General features: G+C 70.7%; 20 protein-coding genes, 1 tRNA gene and 1 other RNA gene. 14 read left to right on the top strand and 8 right to left on the bottom strand.

Features of this window, described 5'->3' with window-relative positions; translation table 11 throughout:
• Positions 1–26 precede the first annotated feature (26 nt).
• The 3 genes from IEX69_RS03010 to aceE all read right to left on the bottom strand — a co-directional run bounded on the left by IEX69_RS03010 (position 27) and on the right by aceE (position 5,032).
• A complete protein-coding gene (locus IEX69_RS03010) occupies positions 27–947 on the bottom strand; it encodes an ACP S-malonyltransferase (RefSeq protein WP_085019652.1) in 921 nt (306 codons plus the stop codon).
• 99 nt (positions 948–1,046) lie between these two features.
• Entirely contained in the window at positions 1,047–2,249 is a 1,203-nt protein-coding gene (locus IEX69_RS03005) for a PucR family transcriptional regulator (RefSeq protein ID WP_085019651.1), read from the bottom strand.
• A gap of 56 nt (positions 2,250–2,305) precedes the next feature.
• Complete coding sequence (aceE, locus tag IEX69_RS03000; protein ID WP_085019650.1) at positions 2,306–5,032, bottom strand: pyruvate dehydrogenase (acetyl-transferring), homodimeric type; 2,727 nt, start codon at positions 5,030–5,032, stop codon at positions 2,306–2,308.
• Between the two features lie 229 nt (positions 5,033–5,261).
• Here aceE and IEX69_RS02995 point away from each other — a divergent pair, with 229 nt between their 5' ends.
• The 3 genes from IEX69_RS02995 (at position 5,262) to IEX69_RS02985 (ending at position 6,248) form a co-directional block, all read left to right on the top strand.
• Positions 5,262–5,735 carry a peroxiredoxin gene (locus IEX69_RS02995; protein ID WP_085019649.1) on the top strand — a complete coding sequence of 158 codons (474 nt, stop codon included), beginning with the start codon at positions 5,262–5,264 and terminating at the stop codon, positions 5,733–5,735.
• 198 nt (positions 5,736–5,933) lie between these two features.
• Positions 5,934–6,006: transfer RNA gene (locus IEX69_RS02990), tRNA-Val, on the top strand.
• Positions 6,007–6,077: 71 nt separating this feature from the next.
• Positions 6,078–6,248, top strand: coding sequence for a hypothetical protein (locus IEX69_RS02985; RefSeq protein WP_157127174.1), 171 nt, complete (start codon positions 6,078–6,080; stop codon positions 6,246–6,248).
• A 41-nt stretch (positions 6,249–6,289) separates the two neighbouring features.
• Here the strand turns inward: IEX69_RS02985 and IEX69_RS02980 are convergent, their stop codons facing one another.
• Positions 6,290–6,772, bottom strand: a complete 483-nt coding sequence (locus IEX69_RS02980) for a hypothetical protein (protein ID WP_085019648.1) — start codon at positions 6,770–6,772, stop codon at positions 6,290–6,292.
• Positions 6,773–6,776: 4 nt separating this feature from the next.
• On the bottom strand, positions 6,777–7,376 hold the full coding sequence (locus tag IEX69_RS02975) for a DUF3885 domain-containing protein (RefSeq protein ID WP_085019647.1): 600 nt from the start codon (positions 7,374–7,376) through the stop codon (positions 6,777–6,779).
• Positions 7,377–7,481: 105 nt separating this feature from the next.
• Between IEX69_RS02975 and IEX69_RS02970 the strand changes: the two genes are divergently transcribed.
• From IEX69_RS02970 to rnpB, 6 genes are all read left to right on the top strand, one after another.
• Entirely contained in the window at positions 7,482–7,919 is a 438-nt protein-coding gene (locus tag IEX69_RS02970) for a DUF3151 domain-containing protein (protein ID WP_085019646.1), read from the top strand.
• Between the two features lie 4 nt (positions 7,920–7,923).
• Complete coding sequence (locus IEX69_RS02965) at positions 7,924–8,757, top strand: SDR family NAD(P)-dependent oxidoreductase (protein ID WP_085019645.1); 834 nt, start codon at positions 7,924–7,926, stop codon at positions 8,755–8,757.
• A 28-nt stretch (positions 8,758–8,785) separates the two neighbouring features.
• Positions 8,786–9,604: a Nif3-like dinuclear metal center hexameric protein gene (locus IEX69_RS02960; protein ID WP_085019644.1), complete on the top strand. Its 819-nt coding sequence runs from the start codon at positions 8,786–8,788 to the stop codon at positions 9,602–9,604.
• A 25-nt stretch (positions 9,605–9,629) separates the two neighbouring features.
• Positions 9,630–10,364, top strand: coding sequence for a zinc ribbon domain-containing protein (locus IEX69_RS02955; RefSeq protein ID WP_085019643.1), 735 nt, complete (start codon positions 9,630–9,632; stop codon positions 10,362–10,364).
• Between the two features lie 156 nt (positions 10,365–10,520).
• Complete coding sequence (locus IEX69_RS02950; RefSeq protein ID WP_157127173.1) at positions 10,521–13,097, top strand: LamG-like jellyroll fold domain-containing protein; 2,577 nt, start codon at positions 10,521–10,523, stop codon at positions 13,095–13,097.
• Positions 13,098–13,190: 93 nt separating this feature from the next.
• An RNA gene (gene rnpB / locus IEX69_RS02945) (RNase P RNA component class A) lies at positions 13,191–13,554 on the top strand.
• A 39-nt stretch (positions 13,555–13,593) separates the two neighbouring features.
• Here rnpB and ppgK read toward each other — a convergent pair.
• Positions 13,594–14,397, bottom strand: coding sequence for a polyphosphate--glucose phosphotransferase (gene ppgK, locus IEX69_RS02940; protein ID WP_085019642.1), 804 nt, complete (start codon positions 14,395–14,397; stop codon positions 13,594–13,596).
• A gap of 87 nt (positions 14,398–14,484) precedes the next feature.
• On the opposite strand from ppgK, the gene IEX69_RS02935 reads away from it, so the two are divergent.
• Complete coding sequence (locus IEX69_RS02935) at positions 14,485–14,673, top strand: SPOR domain-containing protein (RefSeq protein WP_085019641.1); 189 nt, start codon at positions 14,485–14,487, stop codon at positions 14,671–14,673.
• A 13-nt stretch (positions 14,674–14,686) separates the two neighbouring features.
• Here IEX69_RS02935 and panB read toward each other — a convergent pair whose 3' ends face one another.
• A complete protein-coding gene (panB, locus tag IEX69_RS02930) occupies positions 14,687–15,520 on the bottom strand; it encodes a 3-methyl-2-oxobutanoate hydroxymethyltransferase (RefSeq protein WP_085019640.1) in 834 nt (277 codons plus the stop codon).
• Between the two features lie 138 nt (positions 15,521–15,658).
• Here panB and IEX69_RS02925 point away from each other — a divergent pair, with 138 nt between their 5' ends.
• From IEX69_RS02925 to IEX69_RS02910, 4 genes are all read left to right on the top strand, one after another.
• Positions 15,659–17,626: an alpha/beta hydrolase gene (locus IEX69_RS02925; RefSeq protein WP_157127172.1), complete on the top strand. Its 1,968-nt coding sequence runs from the start codon at positions 15,659–15,661 to the stop codon at positions 17,624–17,626.
• A 128-nt stretch (positions 17,627–17,754) separates the two neighbouring features.
• Positions 17,755–19,092 carry a glutamine synthetase family protein gene (locus tag IEX69_RS02920; protein ID WP_085019638.1) on the top strand — a complete coding sequence of 446 codons (1,338 nt, stop codon included), beginning with the start codon at positions 17,755–17,757 and terminating at the stop codon, positions 19,090–19,092.
• A gap of 28 nt (positions 19,093–19,120) precedes the next feature.
• A complete protein-coding gene (locus IEX69_RS02915) occupies positions 19,121–22,111 on the top strand; it encodes a bifunctional [glutamine synthetase] adenylyltransferase/[glutamine synthetase]-adenylyl-L-tyrosine phosphorylase (RefSeq protein ID WP_085019637.1) in 2,991 nt (996 codons plus the stop codon).
• 53 nt (positions 22,112–22,164) lie between these two features.
• Positions 22,165–22,503 (top strand): hypothetical protein, encoded by a 339-nt coding sequence (locus IEX69_RS02910; RefSeq protein ID WP_157127171.1) that lies wholly within the window; start codon positions 22,165–22,167, stop codon positions 22,501–22,503.
• A gap of 22 nt (positions 22,504–22,525) precedes the next feature.
• Here the strand turns inward: IEX69_RS02910 and IEX69_RS02905 are convergent, their stop codons facing one another.
• Positions 22,526–23,347, bottom strand: a complete 822-nt coding sequence (locus tag IEX69_RS02905) for an aldo/keto reductase (protein ID WP_085019635.1) — start codon at positions 23,345–23,347, stop codon at positions 22,526–22,528.
• Positions 23,348–23,389 lie beyond the last annotated feature (42 nt).

Below are 23,389 nucleotides of genomic sequence, written 5' to 3'. Positions count from 1 at the left end.
TCGCCTGGTCGGTCGTGATGCCGGGGTCAGGCGTCCTGGTCGATCAGCTCGAAGGCTGCGGTGAGGTCGTCGGGTGTCTTCACCGCGACCGTGGGCACACCCTTGAGCCCGCGCTTGGCGAGCCCCGTGAGGGCGCCGGCCGGGGCCACTTCGATGAGACCGGTGACGCCGGCGGCGGCGAACGCCTCCATGCAGAGGTCCCAGCGGACGGGGGAGGACACCTGGCCCACGAGGAGGTCGACGAAGTCGGAGCCGCTCGTGACGATCGAGCCGTCGCGGTTCGTCCAGATCGTGGTGTCGGGGTCGCTCGGCGTGAGCTCTGCGGCGACCCCCGCCAGGGTCTCGACCGCGGGAGCCATGTACTGCGTGTGGAAGGCGCCGGCCACCTGGAGCGGGATCACGCGGACGCCGCGCGGGGCGCGCTCGGCGAGCGCCGCCAGGGCCTCGGGGGTGCCGGCCACGACGATCTGGCCGCCGCCGTTGTAGTTGGCGGGGGAGACGCCGACCTCGGCGAAGAGCGCGAGCAGCTCCTCGGTGTCGCCGCCGACGACCGCGCTCATGCCGGTCGGGGTGATCGCGGCGGCGTCGGCCATCGCGCGACCGCGGGCGCCGACGAAGCGCATCGCGTCTCCCGCCTGGAGGATGCCCGCCGCATACGCCGCGGTGATCTCGCCCACCGAGTGACCGGCCACACCGCCGATCCGCGCGTCACGCCCGTCGGCGAGGAGTGCGTCGAGCGTGAGGATGCCGGCCGCGACGATGAGGGGCTGTGCCACCGAGGTGTCGCGGATCGTGTCGGCGTCGCTCACCGTGCCGTGCGCGGCCAGGTCGGACCCGGCCGCCTCGGAGAGCTCGGCGAGACGATCGGCACGAGCGGGATCGGCGAGCCACGGCTCGAGGAACCCGGGGGTCTGTGAGCCCTGACCAGGGCAGACGACGACGATCACTGATTCATCCTCCCAAGAGATGTTGCTGACGGGATGTCGGACACGGATAGAAGAATCGTGGATGCTTTGTCGAGCATCCACCATCGAGGGTCGACGCGCTCAGCGACGGGGAGCCCCGTCGTGGTCGTGCATCGAGCCGAGGATCAGGGCCGACTGCAGGATGAGAGCCTCCCGGGCGCCGGTCGCATCCCAGCCGATCACCTGCGTGACGCGCTTGAGGCGGTACCGGACCGTGTTCGGGTGCACGAACAGCTCACGGGCGGTCGCCTCCAGCGATCGTCCGTTGTCGAGGTAGCACCACAGCGTCGCCATGAGCTCCGGCGACTGGTCCTGGAGCGGACGGTAGACGCGATTCACGAGGGTGGATCGCGCGAGCGGGTCGCCGGCCAGCGCCCGTTCGGGCAGCAGGTCGTCGGCGAGCATCGGGCGCGGCGCGTTCCGCCACGCCTTCGCGACGGCGAACCCGGCGAGGGCGGCCTTCGCGCTGCGCGAGGCGTCGACGAGGCTCGACACCTCGTGACCGAGCACGAGATGACCGGGCCCGAAGCCCGGCTCGAGGCGTGCCGCGATCTCGAGGAAGGTGAGGTGGGCGCTGCCCGACTGCACCTCGCTGTCGTCGGCCTCGAGCTCCGCCGCGGGGTGCGAGCGCCCGATCACCAGCACCAGGCGCTTGCCCTGCACGCCGATGAGCACGTCGGCGTCGAGGTGGCGCGCCGTGCGGCGCAGCTGGTCGACGTCGAGGATGCGCGGGGTCGTGCCGACCAGCACGCTCACCTCGCCGTGTCCGTGCCAGCCGAGCGCCGCGATCCGGCTGGGCAGCTCGTCGTCGTACTCGCCCGACAGGATCGAGTCGACGACGAGCGCCTCGAGCCGAGCGTCCCAGAGCCCCCGCGCCTCGGCGGCACGGGCGTAGACGTCGGCCGCGGCGAACGCGATCTCGCGCGAGTACAGCAGCATGGCTTCGCGGAGCGACGGGTCGCTCACCGTGACGCGGTCCTCGACGACCTCGACGACCACGCGGATCAGCTGCAGCGTCTGCTGCAGGCTGACCGAGCGCAGCAGCTCGCGCGGGGCGGAGCCGAAGACGTCGGCCGCGATCCACGTCGTCGTCGTGGGGTCGTCGTACCACTGGATGAACGACTTGATGCCCGCCTGGGCCACGAGGCCCACGGCGGAGCGCCGGCCCGGAGGCATGTCGCCGTACCAGGGGAGTGTCGCGTCGAGGCGCTTGATCGTCGCGGTCGACAGCTCACCCTGGATCGTGCGGAGCCAGGCCAGGGTCTGCTCCTTGGTCCTAGCCACGCACGCTCCGGGGTGAGGTCGTCGTCATCGTCGTGATCTGCTCCTCGCCGGTCGGCTCAGCTCTCGCCGCCGGCCGAGCCCGACGTGCCCGCGTTGACGTTGTGGAGGTCGTACCGCTGGATCGCCCACGACGGGGCGTTCTGGTCGACCTCGCCGCGCGCCGCGAGCTGCTCGAGCACGCGCACCACGATCGAGGGTCCGTCGATCTTGAAGAAGCGACGGGCCGCCGGACGGGTGTCGGAGAAGCCGAAGTCGTCGGCGCCGAGCGTGGCGTAGTCGCCGGGGACGAACTGGCGGATCTGGTCGGGCACAGCGTGCATGAAGTCGCTCACGCCGAGGAACGGGCCCGCCGAGCCGGACAGCTTGTCGGTGAGGTACGCGGTGCGCTTCTCCTCGTCGGGGTGGAGGAAGTTGTGCTCCTCCGCCCGCAGCCCGTCGCGACGCAGCTCGGTCCACGAGGTGACGCTCCACACGTCGGCCGAGACGCCCCAGTCGTTCGCCAGGAGCTCCTGAGCCTCGAGCGCCCACGGGACGCCGACGCCGGAGGCCAGGATCTGCGCCTTCGGCCCCTCGACCGCGCCCGCCTTGAGGTGGTGGATGCCGCGGAGGATGCCGTCGACGTCGACCCCCTCCGGCTCGGCCGGCTGGACCAGAGGCTCGTTGTACACCGTGAGGTAGTACATGACGTTCGGGTCCTCGTGCTGTCCGCCGTACATCCGCTCGAGACCGGCGCGCACGATGTGGTTGATCTCGTACCCGTAGGCCGGGTCGTAGGAGACCACCGCGGGGTTCGTCGAGGCCAGGAGGATCGAGTGGCCGTCGGCGTGCTGCAGGCCCTCACCGGTCAGCGTGGTCCGCCCCGCGGTGGCGCCGATGATGAAGCCGCGCGCCATCTGGTCGCCCGCCGCCCAGATGGCGTCGCCCGTGCGCTGGAACCCGAACATCGAGTAGAACACGTAGATCGGGATGAGGGGCTCGCCCTGGGTGGCGTAGGAGGTCCCGACGGCGGTGAAGGCGGCGCTCGCACCGGCCTCGTTGATGCCGACGTGGATGATCTGACCCTGGGGGCTCTCCTTGTAGGCCAGGAGCAGCTCGCGGTCGACCGAGGTGTACGTCTGACCGGCCGGGTTGTAGATCTTGTTGCTCGGGAAGAACGCGTCCATGCCGAAGGTGCGCGCCTCATCCGGGATGATCGGGACGATGCGGTTGCCGAAGTCCTTCGCCCGCGTCAGGTCCTTCAGCAGACGGACGAACGCCATCGTCGTGGCGATCTCCTGGTGACCCGAGCCCTTCTTGAGCGTCTGGTACGCCGAGTCGTCGGGCAGCGAGATCGCCGTGTGGTTCGACCGGCGCTCCGGGAGGAAGCCGCCGAGCTGGCGGCGACGCTCGTGCAGGTACTGGATCGCCGGGTCGTCGTCGCCGGGGTGGTAGTACGGCGGGAGGTACGGGTTCTCCTCGAGCTGGGCGTCCGAGATGGGGATGCGCCAGCTGTCGCGGAACGTCTTGAGGTTGTCGAGCGTCATCTTCTTCATCTGGTGGGTCGCGTTGCGACCCTCGAACGCCGGACCGAGGCCGTAGCCCTTGATGGTGTGGGCGAGGATGACGGTGGGCTGGCCCTTGTGCTCGGTCGCGGCCTTGAAGGCGGCGTAGACCTTGCGGTAGTCGTGGCCACCGCGGCGCAGACCCCAGATCTGGTCGTCGGAGTACCCCTCGACGAGCTTGAGCGCGCGGGCGTCGCGGCCGAAGAAGTTCTCGCGCACGTACGCGCCCGACTCGGCCTTGTAGGTCTGGAAGTCGCCGTCGGGGGTCGTGTTCATGAGGTTGAGGAGGGCGCCGTCGGCGTCGCGGGCGAGCAGGTCGTCCCACTCGCGGCCCCAGATCACCTTGATGACGTTCCAGCCCGCGCCGCGGAAGAAGCTCTCCAGCTCCTGGATGATCTTGCCGTTGCCGCGGACCGGGCCGTCGAGGCGCTGCAGGTTGCAGTTGACGACGAAGGTCAGGTTGTCGAGGCCCTCGTTGGCGGCTACCTGGAGCTGTCCGCGCGACTCGACCTCGTCCATCTCGCCGTCGCCGAGGAACGCCCACACGTGCTGGTCGGACGCGTCCTTGATGCCGCGGTTGGTGAGGTACTTGTTGAGCTGGGCCTGATAGATCGCGTTGATCGGCCCCAGGCCCATCGACACCGTGGGGAACTGCCAGAAGTCGGGCATGAGCCGCGGGTGCGGGTACGACGAGAGGCCGTTCGGGGCGTGCGACTTCTCCTGGCGGAAGCCGTCGAGCTGGTCGGCGCTGAGGCGACCCTCGAGGAAGGCGCGCGCGTACATGCCGGGGGAGGCATGGCCCTGGAAGAAGACCTGGTCGCCGCCGCCCGCGTGGTCGGGGCCGCGGAAGAAGTGGTTGAACCCGACCTCGTAGAGGGCGGCGCTCGAGGCGTAGGTCGAGATGTGGCCGCCGACGGCGATGCCGGGGCGCTGTGCGCGGTGCACCAGCATGGCGGCGTTCCAGCGCAGCCAGGCGCGGTAGCGCCGCTCGACCTCCTCGTCGCCGGGGAACTCGGGCTCGTTCTCGGGGGCGATGGTGTTGATGTAGTCCGTGGTCGGGACCATCGGGACGTTGAGGTGGAGCTCCTTGGAGCGCTTGAGCAGGCTGAGCATGATCTCGCGAGCCCGACCGTGCCCCTGCGCCTCGACCAGCGCGTCGAGCGACTGCGCCCACTCTGCTGTCTCTTCAGGATCGGAGTCGATGTGTCCCGCCGAATACGGGTCCTGGTCGTTGACAGTCACCGTCGACCTCTCTTCTGTTGTGTACAGACGGATTCGTGTGAGCGCCCTCACGGGTCTCGTGCGGAACGCCACAGATCAGCCTAGTGACTTTCCATGACACTGCTCTCCGTGCGGCGTGCGTCGGGAATGCCGACACGCCCGAACGGGTTTAGGATGGGGTGGTTTTTGAGTCGGCGCACCTCGCCGACACGGAGCCGACGACCTGCGTCGGCATCGGAAAGGTCGCCTGATGGCATTGGAGAACGACACGCTCGCTCCGGACTTCGACCTCGCCAACCAGTACGGTGAGCGCGTTCGGCTGAGCCAGTTTCAGGGCAAGAGGCCCGTCACCCTCGTCTTCTTCCCGCTGGCGTTCTCGGGCGTCTGCACGAGTGAGCTGTGTGCGCTGGAGGAGAACCTCAACCTGTTCAAGGAGTCGGGGGTCGAGCTCATCGGCATCTCCGTCGACTCCAAGGCCACCCTGCGGGCGTGGGCGGAGAAGGAGCGGTACGACTTCCCGCTGCTCGCCGACTTCTGGCCGCATGGCGACGTCGCCAAGGACTACGGCGTGTTCCTCGAGGAGAAGGGCTTCGCGAACCGGGCGACCTTCGTCATCGACACGAACCGCATCATCCGCGCCTCCTTCATCACCGCTCCCGGCGAGGCGCGCTCCATCGACGCCTACCGCGCCGCCCTCGACGAGGTCCTCCCCGTCCGCGTCTGAGTCCGCCGCGTCGACGCACTGCGCTGCGCGCGACCTCGCCGCGCGGCAGCGGCACGCCCCACTGGCAGCGTCCGTTTTCAGGAGCTCCGCCCGTTCTCAGGGTGATGCGTCCTGAGAACGGGCGATTCGCCCCGGACATCCTGAATACGGACGGCCTCGCCGAGGGGACGCGCGCAGGCCGCTAGACTCGGGCGGCAGGGGCCTTTAGCTCAGTTGGTAGAGCGCCACGCTTACACCGTGGATGTCATCGGTTCGAGCCCGGTAGGGCCCACCCCTCTCCTCACAGCAGTCGTGAAGCAGGCTGACAGCCGGACGACGGCTCGGCTGCGCCACAGTGGATCCATGGCGCACGTGGGGGATCTCGGGAGGCGGGTCACCGCCGGAAAACGGCAGCAACGGTCGCAGGCTGCCGCCCGCGACGGATTGGGCTACGCCCGCCCGCGTCGGATGCGCTGGTGGGAGAAGGTGGGCGTGGTCTTCGACGCGCTCGACGTGTTCTCGCTCTTCCGCTGAGATGCCCGGCTGTCCAGGCAAGCGCCGGCGAGCGTAGCGAGTCACACGGGCTGGGCGCCCTCCTCGAGATCGTCGTCCGCGTCGGAGAGGTCGTCGACGGCGACCGGGGCGGTGCCGACGAAGCGGACGGCGAGGCCCAGGTCGCCCGCGAGGTCGAGGTCGGCCTCGGCGAAGCGGAGGAGCCAGGTGCCGTCGTCCCACACGGTGGCCTCGGGCAGGCCGAACGTCGGCGAGGACTCCGACAGGCGCGCGCGGTCGGCGTCGGTGCGCATCCGCCGACCCGACGACAGCTCGGCCACCAGATACGTGATCGCCGCCTCGACGAGGTCGTCGAAGCCGTCGATGACTCCCGCCGCCGTCTCGAGCGCCTCCCGCGAGGGCTCGGCGGCCGGCTCGACCACGATGCTGATCATCGAGTGCTCCTCACGGGGGAGCTCGCCAGCCCAGCAGCCGACCTCGTCGTCGTCGGTGATGAGGTCGAGGACGACGTCTCGGATGCGGAGCTCGCGGGGCAGATCGGTCATGGACTCAGTCAAGCAGAGCATCCGGCCCGGGCACGGCCTCCTCGTACCAGGGGTCGTGCATGCAGAGCCACGACGACCAGCGGTCGAGCAGCTCCTCGCGCCGCTCGGGTGACGCGACCAGGATCTCGATGCCGTCCTGGAAGGGGTGCACGAGCCACGCGAGGTCGGGCGGCCCGAGCAGGAGCATCCCGACGGAGCCGTCGACGACTCGCCGGACCAGCGCGTCGACCGCCGTCCGGTCGAGCCGAGGGGCCACGTGCACGTGCTCGGCCTGAGCGCACCGGAGCCGGCGCCCGTCGAGCCCGGGCAGCGGCGTCCACTCCCCGCGCTCCGGCGGCTCCTCGTCGATCCACAGCCCGACGAGCGTGTCGTGCCCGGGCTCGAGGCCGTCGAGCACGGCGCGGACGCGACGCCGCTCCTCGGAACGCGAGACGTGGAACGGCTCATCGAGCCCGGTGTCGGGCGATCCGTCGAGTCGGATCCGTCGCCACGGGTAGAGATCGGCGACGTGGACCGGGATGGGCGGAGCGTCTCCCCAGAGACGCCGCCACGAACGGGCGATCTCGTCACGGGGGTGCAGGGCGGATGCGGTGGGGTTCGGCATGACGCGACGGTACAGAGCGAGCGAACCCGACGGTGGTGACCGACCGAGGATGTGGAGAACTCCCGAGGCGCCAGGCGCGGTGCAGGAGCGACGTACGATCGGAGCATGACCTCTGAGAACCTGCTCGGCCTGCCGCCGACCCTCCTCCCGGCCGAACCCGGCGTCGCCGACGCCCTCGCGCGAGCGGTGGGATACGAGGTCGACGAGGCGCTGGCGGAGGCGGTCACGCGCTTCCCGACGTCGTCGCTCGCCTGGGCCACCCTGTCCGACCGGGCGTGGTCACGCCGGGAGAAGGTCCCCGCGTACGCCTACGCCCGGGTCGGTTACCACCGCGGGCTCGACGCCCTCCGCAAGGCGGGCTGGCGCGGACAGGGTCCGGTGCCGTGGTCGCACGAGCCCAACCGGGGAGTGCTGCTCTCGCTCTACATGCTCCGTCGCGCGGCCGAGGGCATCGGCGAGACCGCGGAGGTGGACCGCCTCACGGAGTTCCTGAACGGCGCCGACCCGCAGGCCATCGCCCGCATCGAGGCGGGGGAGAGGTAGCGCCATGAGCGGTCGCGTCGTCGTCGTCACGGGCGCGAGCTCCGGCATCGGTCGAGTCGTCGCGGGTCGTCTCGCCCAGGACGGGGACACGGTCGCCGTCGTCGGGCGGAACCCCGACCGCACCCGTGCAGTCGCAGACCAGACCGGCGGCAGGGCGTTCCTCGCCGACTTCGACCGTCTCGACGACGTGCGCCGTCTCGCCGCCGAGCTCCAGGACGCCTACGACCACGTCGACGTCCTGATGAACAACGCGGGCGGACTCGTCGGCACCCGCAGCCTCACCGTCGACGGCCACGAGCGGACGCTGCAGTCGAACCACCTCGCGCCCTACCTCCTGACCAGGCTGCTGCGGCCTGCTCTCGCGCGGGGCGCGGACGCCCGGGTGATCTCCACCGCGAGCGTCGCCAACCGCTTCGGTCACGTCGACCTCGACGACCTCGAGTTCGAGCGTCGCCGGTGGCGTGCGGGCTGGCCCGCGTACGGTCAGGCCAAGCTCGCCACGATCCTCTTCATCAAGGAGCTCGCGCGCCGTTGGGCGCCCGCCGGGATCGACGCGTACTCCGTGCACCCTGGCGCGGTGGTCACGGGCTTCGGGATGGATTCGCCGCTCATCAAGATCGGGAACGTCCTCACGCGCGGTCACTACGGTCTCACTCCCGAGGCGGGCGCCGTCCCGCTCTACGCACTGGCGGGCCCTGCGCCCGTGCCGGCCGCGAGCGGCGCGTACTTCGACCGGCTCAGGGCGAACGGCGCGACGGCGCGCCAGTCCACGGATGAGGACCTCCAGGCCGCGCTGTGGACCAGGACGGCCGAGCTCGTCGGGCTCGATCCGGAGTGACGTCCCGCACGCGGATAGGGTTGTGGGGATGAGTACCACCGTCGCCGAGTTCCACACCGTGGTCGAGTCCCTGTGGCCGACCCGGTACGCCGAGGGCTGGGATGCGCCCGGCCTGATCAGCGGCGATCCGGACGACGAGGTCGACCGCGTCCTCCTCGCCGTCGACGCGGTGCGGGCCACCGTCGACGAGGCCGTGTCCACCGGCGCCGACGTGCTGCTGACCCATCACCCGCTCCTGCTCAGAGGGGTGACGAGCGTGGCGGAGACCACCTCGAAGGGATCGCTCCTCGCGACGCTGATCCGCAGCCGATGCGCGCTCATCGCCGCCCACACCAACGCCGACATCGTCGACGACGGCACGTCCTCCGTCCTCGCCAAGCGCCTGGGGCTGCTCGACCAGCAGCCCATCGTGCCGGGGGAACGCGAGGGGACCGGGCTCGGCAGGGTGGGCCGTCTCGAGCATCCGCTCGCGCTCGGTCGCCTGGCGCTCGCCCTCGGCGAGCTCCTGCCGGCCACCGCGACCGGCATCCGCGTCGCCGGCGACTACGACCAGGAGATCAGGACCGTCGCGCTCTGCGGCGGCGCCGGCGACTCGCTGCTCGACCATCCCGCGGTCACCGCCGCCGACGTCTACATCACCTCCGACCTGCGCCACCATCCCGCGAGCGAGGCGCGCGAGCGCGCCCTCGTGGGCAGCGGGCCGGCGCTCATCGACACGTCGCACTGGGCCAGCGAGTGGCTCTGGCTCGACACGGCCGCCGCCCAGCTCCGCTCCGCCCTCCCCGACGTCGAGGTCGTCGTGAGCGAACTGCGCACCGACCCCTGGGAGTTCGTGATCACGCAATGACCCCGTCCGAGAGAAGGGCCACCCGATGAAGGCACCGGTCGCAGCTCAGCGCCGACTCCTCGACCTCCAGGCGGCCGACAACCGCATCCTGCAGGCGAACCGCGCCATCCAGACCCTGCCGCAGCAGGCCAGGCTGGCCGAGCTCGAGCGGCTCTCCGCCGCGGCCCGCGCCGAGTACGGAGCCGCGAGCGGCGAGCTCGAGCAGGCTCGGCTCGAGATCTCCCGGATCGAGGCCGACGTCGAGACCGTCTCGGCCCGGGAGAAGCGCGACCGTGAGCGTCTGGCGTCCTCGAGCTCGACGAAGGACATCCAGGGCCTCGAGTCGGAGCTGGCGTCGCTCGCCACCCGCCGCTCCACGCTCGAGGATGCGGAGCTCGAGGTCATGGAACGCGTCGAAGGGATCGAGGCCACCCTCGCCGAGATCGCGACGCGGCGCGACGACCTCGCCACCGAGGAGCGCCTGCTCGTCGCCGAGCGCGACGCCCAGCGAGGCACCCTGGAGCGTCAGCGGGAGGCCGCCACCTCCGAGCGCGCCGCCATCGCCGCGGAGGTGCCCGCGGATCTGCTCGCGCTCTACGAGCGGCAGCGAGAGCGGTACGGCATCGGCGCGGCGCTCCTGCAGCGCGGGATCTCGCTCGGCAGCAACGTGGCGCTCACGGCCGAGGACCTCGACGCGATCCGCCGAGCCGACCCCGAGGACGTCGTCCTCTGCCCCGACTCCAGCTGCATCCTCGTCCGCACGGAGGAGTCCGGGCTCTGACGCGCGCGGGCGCTGGCTCGGGCTCAGAGGCGGTCGTCCGTTCACCCCCTGGTCGGGGGGTCATTCATCCTGCGTCCACACGCCGTTCTTCGCGGGTGTGGAGGGTGGCTGAGGCTCATGGAAGCCTCATAGCCCCCTCATCGACAAGGACGATCTGTGACCTCCTCTCCTCCCGAACCGCGCTCGACACGCGGCCATCGCGGCCGACGCGGACTCGCGCGCACCCTCGCCGCGACGGCCGCGGGCACCCTCGCGCTCGGCACGCTGATCGCGGCTCCCGCGGTCACTCAGGCTGCGGCTCCTGCCGCCCCGACCGACGACGAGCTCGGCTCGCGCTTCACGCTCGCGGTTCTCCCCGACACCCAGTTCTACTCGCGGTATTCGGCAGACCAGTTCATTCCCCGTTACGGAAGCGACCCGTTCGCCGTGCAGACGCAGTGGCTGGCGCAGAACGCGGACGCCCTCGACATCCCGTTCGTCACGCACCTCGGCGACATCGTCGACCGGGTGGGTGTCGAGCGGGAGTGGCAGGCAGCGGATGCCGCCATCCGCACCCTCGACGACGCGGCGCTGCCGTACTCGATCCTCGCGGGCAACCACGACGTGCGCGACAGCACCGACACGCTCTACGACGACCAGTACGACCTCAGCCGCGAGCCGTTCCTGCAGTGGTTCGGACCGGAGCGCGCGAAGAGCGTCTCGACGTTCGAGGGCAGCGACCCCACCGGGATGAACCAGTTCCACATCTTCGAGGCCGACGGGCAGCAGTACATGGTGCTCGCCCTGTCGTGGCGCGCCTCCGACGCCACGCTGCAGTGGGCCGGCGATGTGATGGCCGCGCACCCCACCGTGCCGGTGATCCTCACCAGCCACGAGGTGCTCAACATCGACGCCGACCAGACGACGCCGCGGGAGACCGACTACGGGTTGAGGCTGTGGGACGAGCTCATCAGAAGCCACGACCAGATCTTCCTCACCCTCAACGGGCACTTCCACGGCGCCTCCCGCCTGGAGAAGACGAACGACTTCGGGCACACCGTCACCGAGGTCGTCATCGACTACCAGATGGCGTACGAGGGCGGCGACGGCTACCTCGGCCTCTACGAGTTCGATCTCACGCACGACGTCATCAACGTGCAGACCGCCTCGCCCTGGGTCACCTGGAAGCCCCAGGAGTCGCTGACCAGCTACGACCAGCCGCTCCTCGAGGGGCCGCAGCAGAGGTTCTCGCTGCCGATCGACTTCTCGGAGCGCTTCTCGGGCTTCAACCCGTCGTTCTCGGCCGGCCCGGCGGAGGAGGCGTCGCTGTCGCAGAAGGCACGCGACATCCTGCTCGACGGCTTCGTCGGGCCCGATCCCGTCTCGACCGAGCTGCCCGGCGACGAGCAGGACTACGTCGAGGTGCCCGGCACCCTCGCCCACTGGCGCTTCAACGGACTCGACGGCGTGGTGGGCACCGATACGGTGATCCCGGACGTCGCGGGCGGCAACGACCTGCACCGCCCGGACCCGGCGACGACGAACACGACCGGCACCGAGCTCTCCGACGTCACGATCGAGAGCGGTGACGTGCACGGCTACTCCTCGGACGGCGCGGCGGTCTGCTTCGCCGACTCGAGCGGATCGCGCTACAGCTACCTCACGACGGATGCGAACGCCCCGGTCAACGACGCCGACCTCTCGAAGGGGTACACCATCGAGACCTTCGTGAAGATGGACCCGACCTGGGACTCGGGGACGAACGGCTGGTCGAAGTTCCTCGTGCACACCGGGAACCGCTCGAGGATCGACGGCTTCGCGGAGACCCAGTGGGACTGGACGGCGTCGCCGACCGCCCTCGGCATCTCGAACCTGCGCGAGTTCCAGTGGACCGCCGTGCCCGGCGATCCGACCAAGGGCGACAAGACCGCGTGGTCGGGCGAGATCATGGTCGACACCTGGGCCCACGTCGCGATCGTCGGCGACCCGGAGGACGCCACCGTCACGATGTACGTCGACGGCGCGCCCGTGCTCCGCAACGCGATGGACGCCGCCGGGCTCGCCGCCAACCCGCACATGCCGTGGATCATCGGCGCCGACTGGGTCGACGACGCCGCCCGCAACGGCTGGAACGGCTGCGTCGGGGAGACCCGGATCATCGACCACGCCACCGGTCCCGCCGAGTGGCTGACGTCGCGGGCCGATCTCACCGGTCTCACCGTCTCCGACGCGCCCACAGGCGAGCTGCCGGCGGGCAGCAGCGTCGCGGCACTCGGCGGCACGGGCCTGCCCGGCGCCACCGTCCGCGTGGACGGCGGTGTGGTCGCGGGCATGTCGACCCTCGCCGCTTCCGAGGCCGTCGTGGCCGAGGACGGCACCTGGTCCGTCCCGTTCGCCGAGCCTCTCAGCGGGGCAGGCAGCTATCAGTACGCCGTGACGCAGGCGCTCGGCAGCCGCGCCTCGGAGCCCCTCGCGGTCTCGTTCTCGATCGCCGCGGCCGTGGACCCGGGCCAGGAACCCGCGCCCGGATCGGGGAACGGCGGCGGTGCCGCAGGCGGAACGGGCACGGGATCGGCGGGCACGGGATCGGCGGGCACGGGATCGGCAGGCACGGGATCGGCGGCCGGCGATCGTGGTGCCGCCCACCTCGCCGCGACAGGATCCGATCCGGTGCTCCCGCTCGGCATCGCCCTCGTGGCGCTGCTCGCCGGCGGCATCGCCGTGATCGTCCGGCACAAGCGCGCGCGGGCCTGACGCGACCCGCCTGGACGGCCCGTCCCCGGCAGCCCGGGAGGCGGGCCGTCCGTCGTCGCCCTCATCCCCATCCGCTACCCTGGAAGCGCGTGAATGGGTCGGCGGACGGTCGCGTCGCGGGGCGAGAGCCCCGCGCCGAGGAACGTCCGGGCTCCACAGAGCAGGGCGGTGGGTAACACCCACCCGGGGTGACCCGCGAGACAGTGCCACAGAGAACAGACCGCCGGAGGGGAACCTCCGGTAAGGGTGAAACGGTGGAGTAAGAGACCACCAGCGACCGGGGTGACCCGGCCGGCTAGGCAAACCTCGTCCGGAGCAAGGTCAGACAGGAAGCGTCGAGGTGGCTCGCCGAGCTTCCGGGTAGACCGCTGGAGGGCCGTGGCAACACGTCCCCGAGAGAGATGGCCGTCACGGAGGAGACTCCGTACAGAACCCGGCGTACAGCCGGCCCATTCACGCCCCGCGAGGCGCCCTCGGGCGCCCCGCAGGGAGTCGGCTACTCCAGCCGCAGCGACTTCGTGGTCGACAGCCGCGCCGCACCCATGATGCCGGCGTTGTTGCGCAGCTCGGCCACCACGATCTCCGTGTTCAGCTCGAGGAGCGGGAAGAAGTCGCCGTAGTTCTTCGACACCCCGCCGCCCACGATGAACAGGTCGGGGGAGAGCAGCGCCTCGAGCTCGTGGTAGTAGGTGTTGAGGCGCTTGGCCCACTTCTTCCAGCTCAGGTCCTCGCGCTCCTTCGCGGAGTAAGCCGCCTTCGGCTCGTAGTCGCCACCGTCGATCTGGATGTGGCCGAGCTCGGCGTTCGGGATGAGGACGCCGTTGTAGATGAGGGCCGTCCCGATTCCGGTGCCGAGGGTGGTGAGGATGATCAGTCCCTCGCGTCCCTTCGCGGCGCCGTAGGTGACCTCGGCGTAACCCGCGGCATCCGCGTCGTTGACGAACGTGATGTCGCGGCCGAGCTCCTTCTCGAACAGGGCCTCCGCTTCGAACCCGATCCACTTCTTCGACACGTTCGCGGCCGACATCGTGCGGCCGTGGCGGACCACAGCCGGGAAGCAGATCCCGACGCTGGCGTCGGCGGGGATGTCGCCGAGCGACGCCAGGAGCTCCTTGGTCGTCGCCACGATGGCGTCGGGCTCGCCCCCGTCGGGGGTGGGCAGCTTCTTGCGGTCGGTGAGCAGCTCGCCGGTCGCGACGTTCACGATCGCACCCTTGATGCCCGTCCCTCCGATGTCGATCCCCACCGCCACGGTGTCGGACTGGGTGGCCTCGGTGCTCTCAGACGCAGACTCCGTCATGATCCCTCTCCATCGGTCGGCTCTATGATCAGCTTAGAGGGGCGCAGCCGTCGCGCCCGGCGCGTGAACGAACCTCCGGAGGACACCATGGCCGAAGATCCGTCGACCCAGTACTGGTACAACATGAAGACCGGTGAGGTGGAGCAGGGCTACGTCTCGAGCGTCGTCGACCGTGTCGGACCTTTCGCCACCCGCGAGGAGGCCTCGCACGCTCTGGAGAAGCTCCGCGAGAACAGCGAGAAGTGGGCCGAGGACGACGCCCGCGAGAACCGCTGACGACGGCGGACCGTCACTCGTAGCTGTGCTCGGGGCCGGGGTACGTCCTGTCGGCGACCTCGGCCCGGAACCGGCTCACCGCATCCGTGAGGGTGCCCCGGAGGTCGGCGTACTGCTTCACGAACTTCGGGACCCGGCCCGTCGTGAGGCCGGCGAAGTCGGTCCAGACCAGCAGCTGGCCGTCGACGTGCGGGCCGGCGCCGACGCCGATCGTGGGGATGCGCAGCTCGTCCGTCACCCGACGCGCCGCCTCCGCCGGCACCATCTCCAGGACGACCGCGAAGGCGCCCGCATCCTGGATCGCCCTCGCATCGTCGAGGAGTCGCTCGAGCTGGTCGCCGCGGCCCTGGATGATGTGCCCGCCCAGGCCGTGCTCGCTCTGCGGGGTGAAGCCGATGTGGGCCATCACCGGGATGCCCGCGCCCACGATCCGGTTGATCTTGTCGGCGCTGCGCACACCGCCCTCGAGCTTGACCGCGTGGACCCGTGACTCCTTCATGAACCGCACCGCCGTGCGGAGGGCCTCCTCGGCACTGGTCTCGTACGACCCGAAGGGCATGTCGGCGATCACCAGCGCGCGCTGCGCGGCGCCCGCCACCGCCCGGGCGAAGGGGATGAGCTCGTCGACCGTCACCGGCACGGTGGTCTCGTAGCCCAGCACGGTGTTGCCGGCCGAGTCGCCGACCAGGAGGAAGTCGACACCCGCCTCGTCGAAGATCCGAGCCGTGAGCTGGTCGTAGCTCGTGAGGCCGGTGATGACGATGCCGTTGTCCTTCGCGTTCTGGAAGTGGCGGGTCCTGACCCGCTTCACGACGGCGCGCTCGGGCACGGGGGACTGCTCTGGCATGTCGTCAGTCTAGTTGCGCAGGGCCTGGGTATTGTGGCTGTCACGCGACCCGAGCGCGTGACAACGCCGATCCGAGTTCGAAGGGGAGACGTGGACCGACGCAGAGCCATCGGGATCCGCGCCACTGGTGCAGGGGCCGTGATCGCAGTATTGGCCTTCTCGCTCATGGGCGCCTCGAGCGCCCTCGCGACCCCGTCGCCCGGGGGCTCCGGGGCGTCCTCCGCGGCCGCCGGCGACGCCGCCTCCGTCAGCGCCGCAGCGGCGCCGCGTGCCGAGATCGCGCCGGCGGACTGTCCGCCAGGCGCGCCCGGCGGCTCCACCTGCGGCACGCTGACCGTGCCCGAGAACCGCAACAACCCGTCCACGCGCACGATCGGGCTGCCGTACCTCGTCATCCCCGCGTCGCAGCAGCCCGCGGCGGGTGTCCCGGTGCTCGTCATGACCGGATCGAGCGCGCAGTCGTCCGAAGTCGCCGAACGACTCGCCGGCGATCCGTCGATCGGCGCCGCACACGACGTCGTGGTGCTGGCGCAGCGCGGCGGGTCCGAGACGACGGCGCCCTTCCGCTGCGACCCGGCGGTGACCGCGTACATCGGCACGATGACCACCACCGACACCCCGGCCGAGGAGATGGGCGACGTGGTCACGGCGATGCAGGCGTGCATCGCCGACATGATCGCCGAGGGCGGCGACCCGAGCGGGTACAACCGCGCGCAGACGGCCGCCGACGTGGTGGATCTGCGGGCGGCGCTCGGGTATCCGACCTGGACGCTGATGGGCCAGGGCACGACGACGAGCGTCATGCAGACGGTTGCGGCGATCGATCCCGCCGCGGTGGCCGGGGTCGTCCTCGACGGCTTCGTGCCCGCCGACTCCGACCTCAAGGGACTGGCGTACGCGGGTCTCTCCGCGGCGCTCACGAACCTCTCGAGCCGCTCCTCTGACGAGTACCCCGATCTGCCGACGACGCTGTCCGACGCCGGAACGCTCGTGGGGGAGGAGTCGGCGAACGGGATCGTCTCCGACCCGGTGTCACAGCGCGATCGCTACTACGACCTCACGGCCTCCGACGTCGTGACGCTCACGCAGCTCGCCCTCGGCGACCCGGCCGCAGCGGAGAGCGTGCCGTTCATGCTGAACCGCGTCACCGGCGGCGAGACGAACTCGCTCCAACCCTTCGCCGACGTGGCCGTGGAACGGCTGGTCGCCGGCGACCCCGCGCTCACCTGGCTGGAGCAGTGTCAGGACTGGCAGCCCTTCTGGTCCGCCGATCCCACCCAGCCGGCGGCCGAGGGCTCGGGGGAGGATCCCACCCCTCTGCCGGGGCTGACCACGTTCGTCGCCGCCGACAGGATCTGCTCCGGCATCGGCGTGCCCGCGGTCGACGGCGGCACCCGCAGCATCCCCGCGAGCGGTGCGCCTGCCCTCGTCTTCGCGTCCGACACCGATCCGGACCTGCCCTCCGACTCCGTGAGCGGGTTCGCCGCCGCGTCCTTCCCGAGGTCGCAGGTGGTGCGCATGCAGTCGAACGGCGCCGCCAGCGCCACGAGCCTCGACTGCGGCCTGCAGCAGCTCTCGAGCTGGCTGGCCTCGCCGGAGACCCCGGTGCAGACCGACTGCACCGACGGGGCGGACCGCTACCCGGTGATCGCCGCCGACGACGTGCACGAGACCATTCGAGTCGCCTCGGTCGTCGAGTCGGTCCGCACGCTCGACCCGCTCGGGCTCGTGGTCCCGCTCGTCTTCGGCGCCTTCGCCGTGCTGTGGCTGCTCGGCTGGGTGATCACCCTCATCGTCCAGGCCGCCCGACGCGAGCCCGTCGGTCTCCTCATCGCCAGCGGCGTGCCGCCGATCACGGGCGTCGCCTTCCTGGCCGCGGCGTGGATCGTCGTCTCCGGCGCGATCGCCGCGACCCCCGGACTCCCTCTCGTGGGTGTCCCGCCCCTGGTGCCGTGGCTGGGCATCCTCCTCGGCGTCGGATTCCTCGCGATCATCCCCGTCTGGCGCCTACGCGGGCGGGGCGCTGCCGCACTCGCAGCCGGAGCGACGCTGGTGTGGATCGCCATGATGGTCTGGTTCGCCTGGATCGCCGTGCTCTCCAGCTGAGCGCCGCCGGCGACGGGCCGCGAGCCCGGCCGCGGAGACGCGGCTGGGCGCTACACGAAGTCGCGACAGAGCCGATAGCCTGATGACAGGGCGTGATCCGGCGTCCTGAGGAAGGGTCTGCATCACCGATGGACAAGCAACGGGACTTCGTTCTGCGCACGATCGAGGAGCGCGGGATCAAGTTCGTCCGGCTCTGGTTCACCGACGTCGTGGGCACGCTGAAGTCGGTCGCCATCGCTCCCGCCGAGGTCGAGGGCGCGTTCGCCGAGGGCCTGGGGTTCGACGGCTCCGCGATCGAGGGACTCACCCGGTCCTACGAGGCGGACGTCCTGGCGCACCCCGACCCCACGACGTTCCAGATCCTGCCGTGGCGCGGCGAGGTCGACCCCACGGCCCGCATGTTCTGCGACATCACGACGCCCGACGGCCAGCCGGCGGTCGCCGACCCGCGCAACGTGCTGAAGCGGACCCTGGCCAAGGCGGCCGACCGCGGGTTCACCTTCTACACGCATCCGGAGATCGAGTTCTACCTGCTCAAGTCGTCGCAGTACGGGCCCAAGGGTCCCGAGCCCGTCGACTCGGCGGGCTACTTCGACAACGTGCCCGGCGGCACCGCCCACGACTTCCGCCGCCGATCGGTGCGGATGCTGGAGGACCTGGGCATCTCGGTCGAGTTCAGCCACCACGAGGCGGGCCCCGGTCAGAACGAGATCGACCTGCGGTACGCGGACGCCCTGACGATGGCCGACAACATCATGACCTTCCGCACGGTGATCAAGGAGGTGGCGATCGAGCAGGGCGTCTACGCGACGTTCATGCCCAAGCCGCTGGCCGGTCACCCCGGATCCGGCATGCACACCCACATGTCGCTGTTCGAGGGCGACTCCAACGCCTTCTACGAGCAGGGCGCGGAGTACCAGCTGTCGAAGATCGGCCGCAACTTCATCGCCGGTCTCCTGCGTCACGCCCCCGAGATCACGGCGGTCACGAACCAGTTCGTCAACTCGTACAAGCGCCTCTGGGGTGGCGACGAGGCGCCGAGCTTCGTCTGCTGGGGCCACAACAACCGCTCCGCCCTCGTGCGCGTGCCGCTCTACAAGCCCAACAAGGGCCAGTCGTCGCGCATCGAGTACCGCGCGATCGACTCGGCGGCGAACCCCTATCTCGCCTACTCGCTGCTGCTCGCCGCGGGCCTGAAGGGCATCGAGGGCAACTACGAGCTGCCGCCCGAGGCCGAGGACAACGTCTGGTCGCTGACCGACGCGGAGCGCCGTGCGCTCGGCTACGACCCGCTGCCCGCGAGCCTCGACCGCGCCATCAGCCTGATGGAGGGCTCCGAGCTCGTCGCCGAGACGCTCGGCGAGCAGGTCTTCAACTACGTCCTCCTCAACAAGCGACAGGACTGGCGCGCCTACCGGGCGCAGGTCACGCCGTACGAGCTCGAGAGCAACCTCGAGATCCTCTGACGAGGGCGGCTCCGGCCGCGTCGGCACCATGCAACGATCGAGGACGTCACTCACCGGCTTCGCCCGGGCCGGCTTCACGGAGCTCACACGAGCGGCCGAGGAGATCCCCGCCCTGGCGGACGCGCTGGGGCTGGACGCGGACGACCTGCTCGCGTCGTTCCAGCGCTCCGCCGACCCCGACCAGGCGCTGGAGGCGGTCCTCCGACTGAGGTCCCGCCATCCCGGCACCGTCGACGACGCGCTCCGCGGGCCCGGACGGACCCGGCTGCTCCTCGTGCTGGGCGCCTCCGACGGGTTCCTCGAGTTCTTCGAGCGTCACCCCGTCGAGCTCGCCGCGTTCGCCTCCCGGCCGCCGCAGCTGCCCGACGTGGTGGTGGCCCGGCGGCAGCTGCTCGATTCGGTCGGGGCGGTCGACGGGTTCGCGGCGCAGGCGGGGGAGGATGCGTGGAACGCGCTGCGGGTGCGCTACCGGTCGCTGCTGGCCGGTGTCGCGGCGTTCGACCTCGAGCAGGCTGATCCGCTCGGCGGACTCGGCGCGGTCACCCGTTCGCTCGCCGACCTCGCCGCGGGCGCGATCGAGGCGTCGCTCGCCGTGGCGCGCACCCAGCTGTCGACGCGCGGACACGGGCTGTGGTATTTCCCGGCCGATGAGGTCCGGCTCACCAGGCTCGCGGTGATCGCCATGGGCAAGACGGGGGCGTCGGAGCTCAACTACGTCAGCGACGTCGACGTCATCTTCGTCGGGGAGTCGGCCGACGCCTCCGCATTGGAACCGGCGAGGGCTCTCGACATCGCCACGCGTCTGGCGATGCTGACGATGCGCGGCATCGGCGAGGCGGGCCTCGAGCCCGCGCTGTGGGAGGTCGACGCGAACCTCCGACCCGAGGGCAAGCAGGGCGCGCTGGTGCGCACGCTCGAGTCCCACCGCGCCTACTACGAGCGCTGGGCGAAGAACTGGGAGTTCCAGGCTCTGCTCAAGTCCCGTCCTCTGGCAGGCGACCTGGAGCTGGGCGAGGAGTACGCCCAGACGGTCTCCCCGCTGGTGTGGAGCAGCGCATCGCGCGAGGACTTCGTCGGCTCGGTCCAGCGGATGCGCGAGCGCGTCACGCAGAACATCCGGCCCGACGACGTGGACGTGCAGCTGAAGCTCGGGCCGGGAGGCTTGCGCGACGTCGAGTTCACCGTGCAGCTCCTGCAGCTCGTGCACGGGCAGAGCGACCCGTCCGTCAGGCAGAGGGGCACGCTGGAGGCCCTCCAGGCCCTCGCCGACGCCGGCTACGTCGGTCGAGTCGAGGCGGCGGAGTTCGGCCGTGACTACCGTGTCCTGCGGCTCCTCGAGCACCGCCTGCAGCTGCGGCACCTCGCGCGCACGCACCTGATGCCGCGCGACGACGAGGAGCTGCGCGTGCTCGCGCGGTCGAGCGGCCTCGCTCCCAACGCCCACGACCTCGTCGAGATGTGGTCGGGGATCAAGCACCGCGTCCGGTCCCTGCACGAGCGACTGTTCTACCGCCCCCTCCTCGCCGCGGTCGCGGCGCTCAGCGCCGACGAGATCGCCCTGACCAGTGAGCAGGCGGAGGCCCGGCTCTCCGCGATCGGCTTCCAGAACCCGAAGGGGGCCCTCGCCCACATCGCGGCCATGACGTCGGGGGTGTCGCGCAAGGCCACGATCCAGCGCCACCTCCTCCCGGTCATGCTGCAGTGGTTCGCGGAGGGCGCCGATCCCGACTACGGACTGCTGGCGTTCCGGCGCCTCTCCGACTCGCTCGGCGACACCTACTGGTTCCTCCGCATGCTGCGCGACTCGTCCGGCGCAGCCCGGCGCCTCACCCAGGTGCTCTCCGCGTCGAGGTACGCGGGCGAGCTGTTCGAGCGCATCCCCGAGGCCGCGGCGTGGCTCGAGAACGACGACGAGCTGCGTCCGCGTCCCTTCGCGACCCTCGAGGACGAGGTGGCCGCGATCGTGCAACGGCACGACACCCCCGATGCCGCCGCGTTCGGACTCCGGACGGCGCGCCGGCGCGAGACGCTGCGCCTCGCGGTGGCCGCCATCCTCGGCATGATCGGCGTCGAGGAGCTCGGTCGTGCCCTCACCGACGTGACGACCGTGCACCTGCGCGGGACGCTCCGCGTCATCCGCGAGGCCACCGCGGCCACGAGGGGTGACGGGATCGAGTTCGCCATCATCGGCATGGGCCGGTACGGGGGAGGAGAGCTGGGCTTCGGTTCGGACGCCGACGTCCTCTACGTGTACCGGGCCCGCGATGTCGACCCGCAGACGGCAGGCTCGGTCGCGATGTTCATCGTCAACGAGCTGAACCGGCTCACCGACGACGCTCGCCTGCCGCTCGACCTCGACATCGACCTCCGCCCCGAGGGCAAGAACGGGCCTCCCGTCCGGTCGCTGGAGTCGTACGCGGCCTACTATCGCCGGTGGTCCCTCACGTGGGAGGCTCAGGCCCTGCTCCGGGCACGCGGGGTGGCGGGCGACCAGGCCCTCATCGACGACTTCACCGCCCTCGCCGACAGTGTCCGGTACCCGGCATCGATCGCCCCGCAGGAGGTGCGCGAGGTGAAGCGCATCAAGGCGCGGGTCGAGAACGAGCGGCTTCCGCAGGGGGCCGACCCGGCTCGCCATCTCAAGCTCGGACGTGGCTCGCTGTCGGACGTCGAGTGGCTCGTCCAGCTCACGCAGCTGGAGCACGCGGTCGCGACGCCGTCCCTGCGCACCACGTCGACCCTCGACGCCCTCTCGGCGATGGAGGGCCACGGCCTCATCTCGGCGCCCGACGCCGACCGGCTGCGGGCCGCCTGGATCCTCGCGTCGAGGGCACGGTCGGCGGTGACGCTCTGGCTGAACCGGACCTCCGACGTGCTGCCGTCCGACCGCACGCAGCTCGAGGGCGTGGCGCGCCTCCTCGAGTACCCGCCGGGGTCGGCGACCCAGCTGGAGGAGGACTACCTCGGCGTCACCAGGCGCGCGCGAGCCGTGTTCGAGCGGCTGTTCTACGACTCCTGAACGTCGCGACGGGTGCGACGTCGCGTGCCCACGACGGGGGATAGAGTCGAGGTGTGGATGGGGTGCAGAGCGACGACGTCGCGAAGTTCGACGAGTGCATCGCCGCGATCGCCCGCTTCTCCTCGGAGCTCCCCGGGCAGGCCGAGCGCCTGGAGGTCAAGTACAACGGAGGATCTCGACGTCGGCCGTGGTGGTGCATCTCGGTCGCGGTGACCGCAGCGGACCGCCGGGTCCTGGTCTCCGCCCTCGTGGCGGTCGACCCGGCGGGCGGATGGCGATTCGTCGATCCGCGAGGCAGGGATGCGGCGGCGCCCGCCCCGGACGGGCTCGCGGCCGCCACCGACCCCACCTACTCCACGTACGAGTCCTTCCAGCGGTTCCTGTCCGCGTAGAGGCTCGCCGCCGGCATGTGCCTCAGTCGACGGTGTTCGACAGCTCGTCGAGTGCGGCCACGTCGTCGGGTGCGATCTCGAAGTCGAGCTCTCCGTTGGCGCGGATGCGCTCGGGGGTGACGGACTTCGGGAGAGGCAGGACGCCGTGCTCGAGCAGGTACCGGATCGACAGCTGGGCGACGCTGACACCGTACTTCTCGGCGATCGCGACGAGCCGGTCGTCCTCCAGGAGACGACCCGTGGCGAGCGGGGAGTAGCCCTCGACGAGCACGCCGTGCTCTCTGCACCAGGCGGTCGTGTCGTCCTGCGTGTGGCCGATGAACCAGCGGATCTGATCGGCATGGGGGATGATCTCGGTGGCGGAGACGAGGGACTCCAGGTCGGGGACCACGAAGTTCGAGACCCCGATGGACCGCACGCGGCCCTCGCCGTACAGCTCCTCGAACACCTTCCAGACCTCGATGTTGCCCGCACGGTGGTCGGACCCCATGTCGGTCCAGGGCCAGGGTGCATGGATCAGGTAGAGGTCGATGACCCCGAGATCGAGCGCGGCCTCGGAACCGTCGAAGGCGCGCCGGGCGCCGTCCGCGTCCTTGATCTCGGCCTTGAGCTTCGTCGTGATGAAGATCTCCTCGCGCGGCACACCGCTGTCGCGCACCGCCCTGCCGACGCTCGCCTCGTTGCCGTAGGCGGCCGCCGTGTCGATGTGCCGGTAGCCCGCGTCGAGGGCGACCCGCACGGAGTCGTAGGTCTCGCTGCCGTCGGGGATCTGCCAGGTTCCGAACCCGACCTGCGGGATCTCGACGCCGTTCGAGAGGGTGAAGGTGTCCGTGAGAGCGCTCATGCTCCCCATGCTAGGCACAGCCCCGGACACGGGAGAGCCCGC

Source organism: Cnuibacter physcomitrellae (genome assembly GCF_014640535.1).
Lineage (GTDB): Bacteria > Actinomycetota > Actinomycetes > Actinomycetales > Microbacteriaceae > Cnuibacter > Cnuibacter physcomitrellae.
Note: the sequence above shows the minus strand (reverse complement) of the source record. Positions and strands in the feature narration are given on the sequence as shown.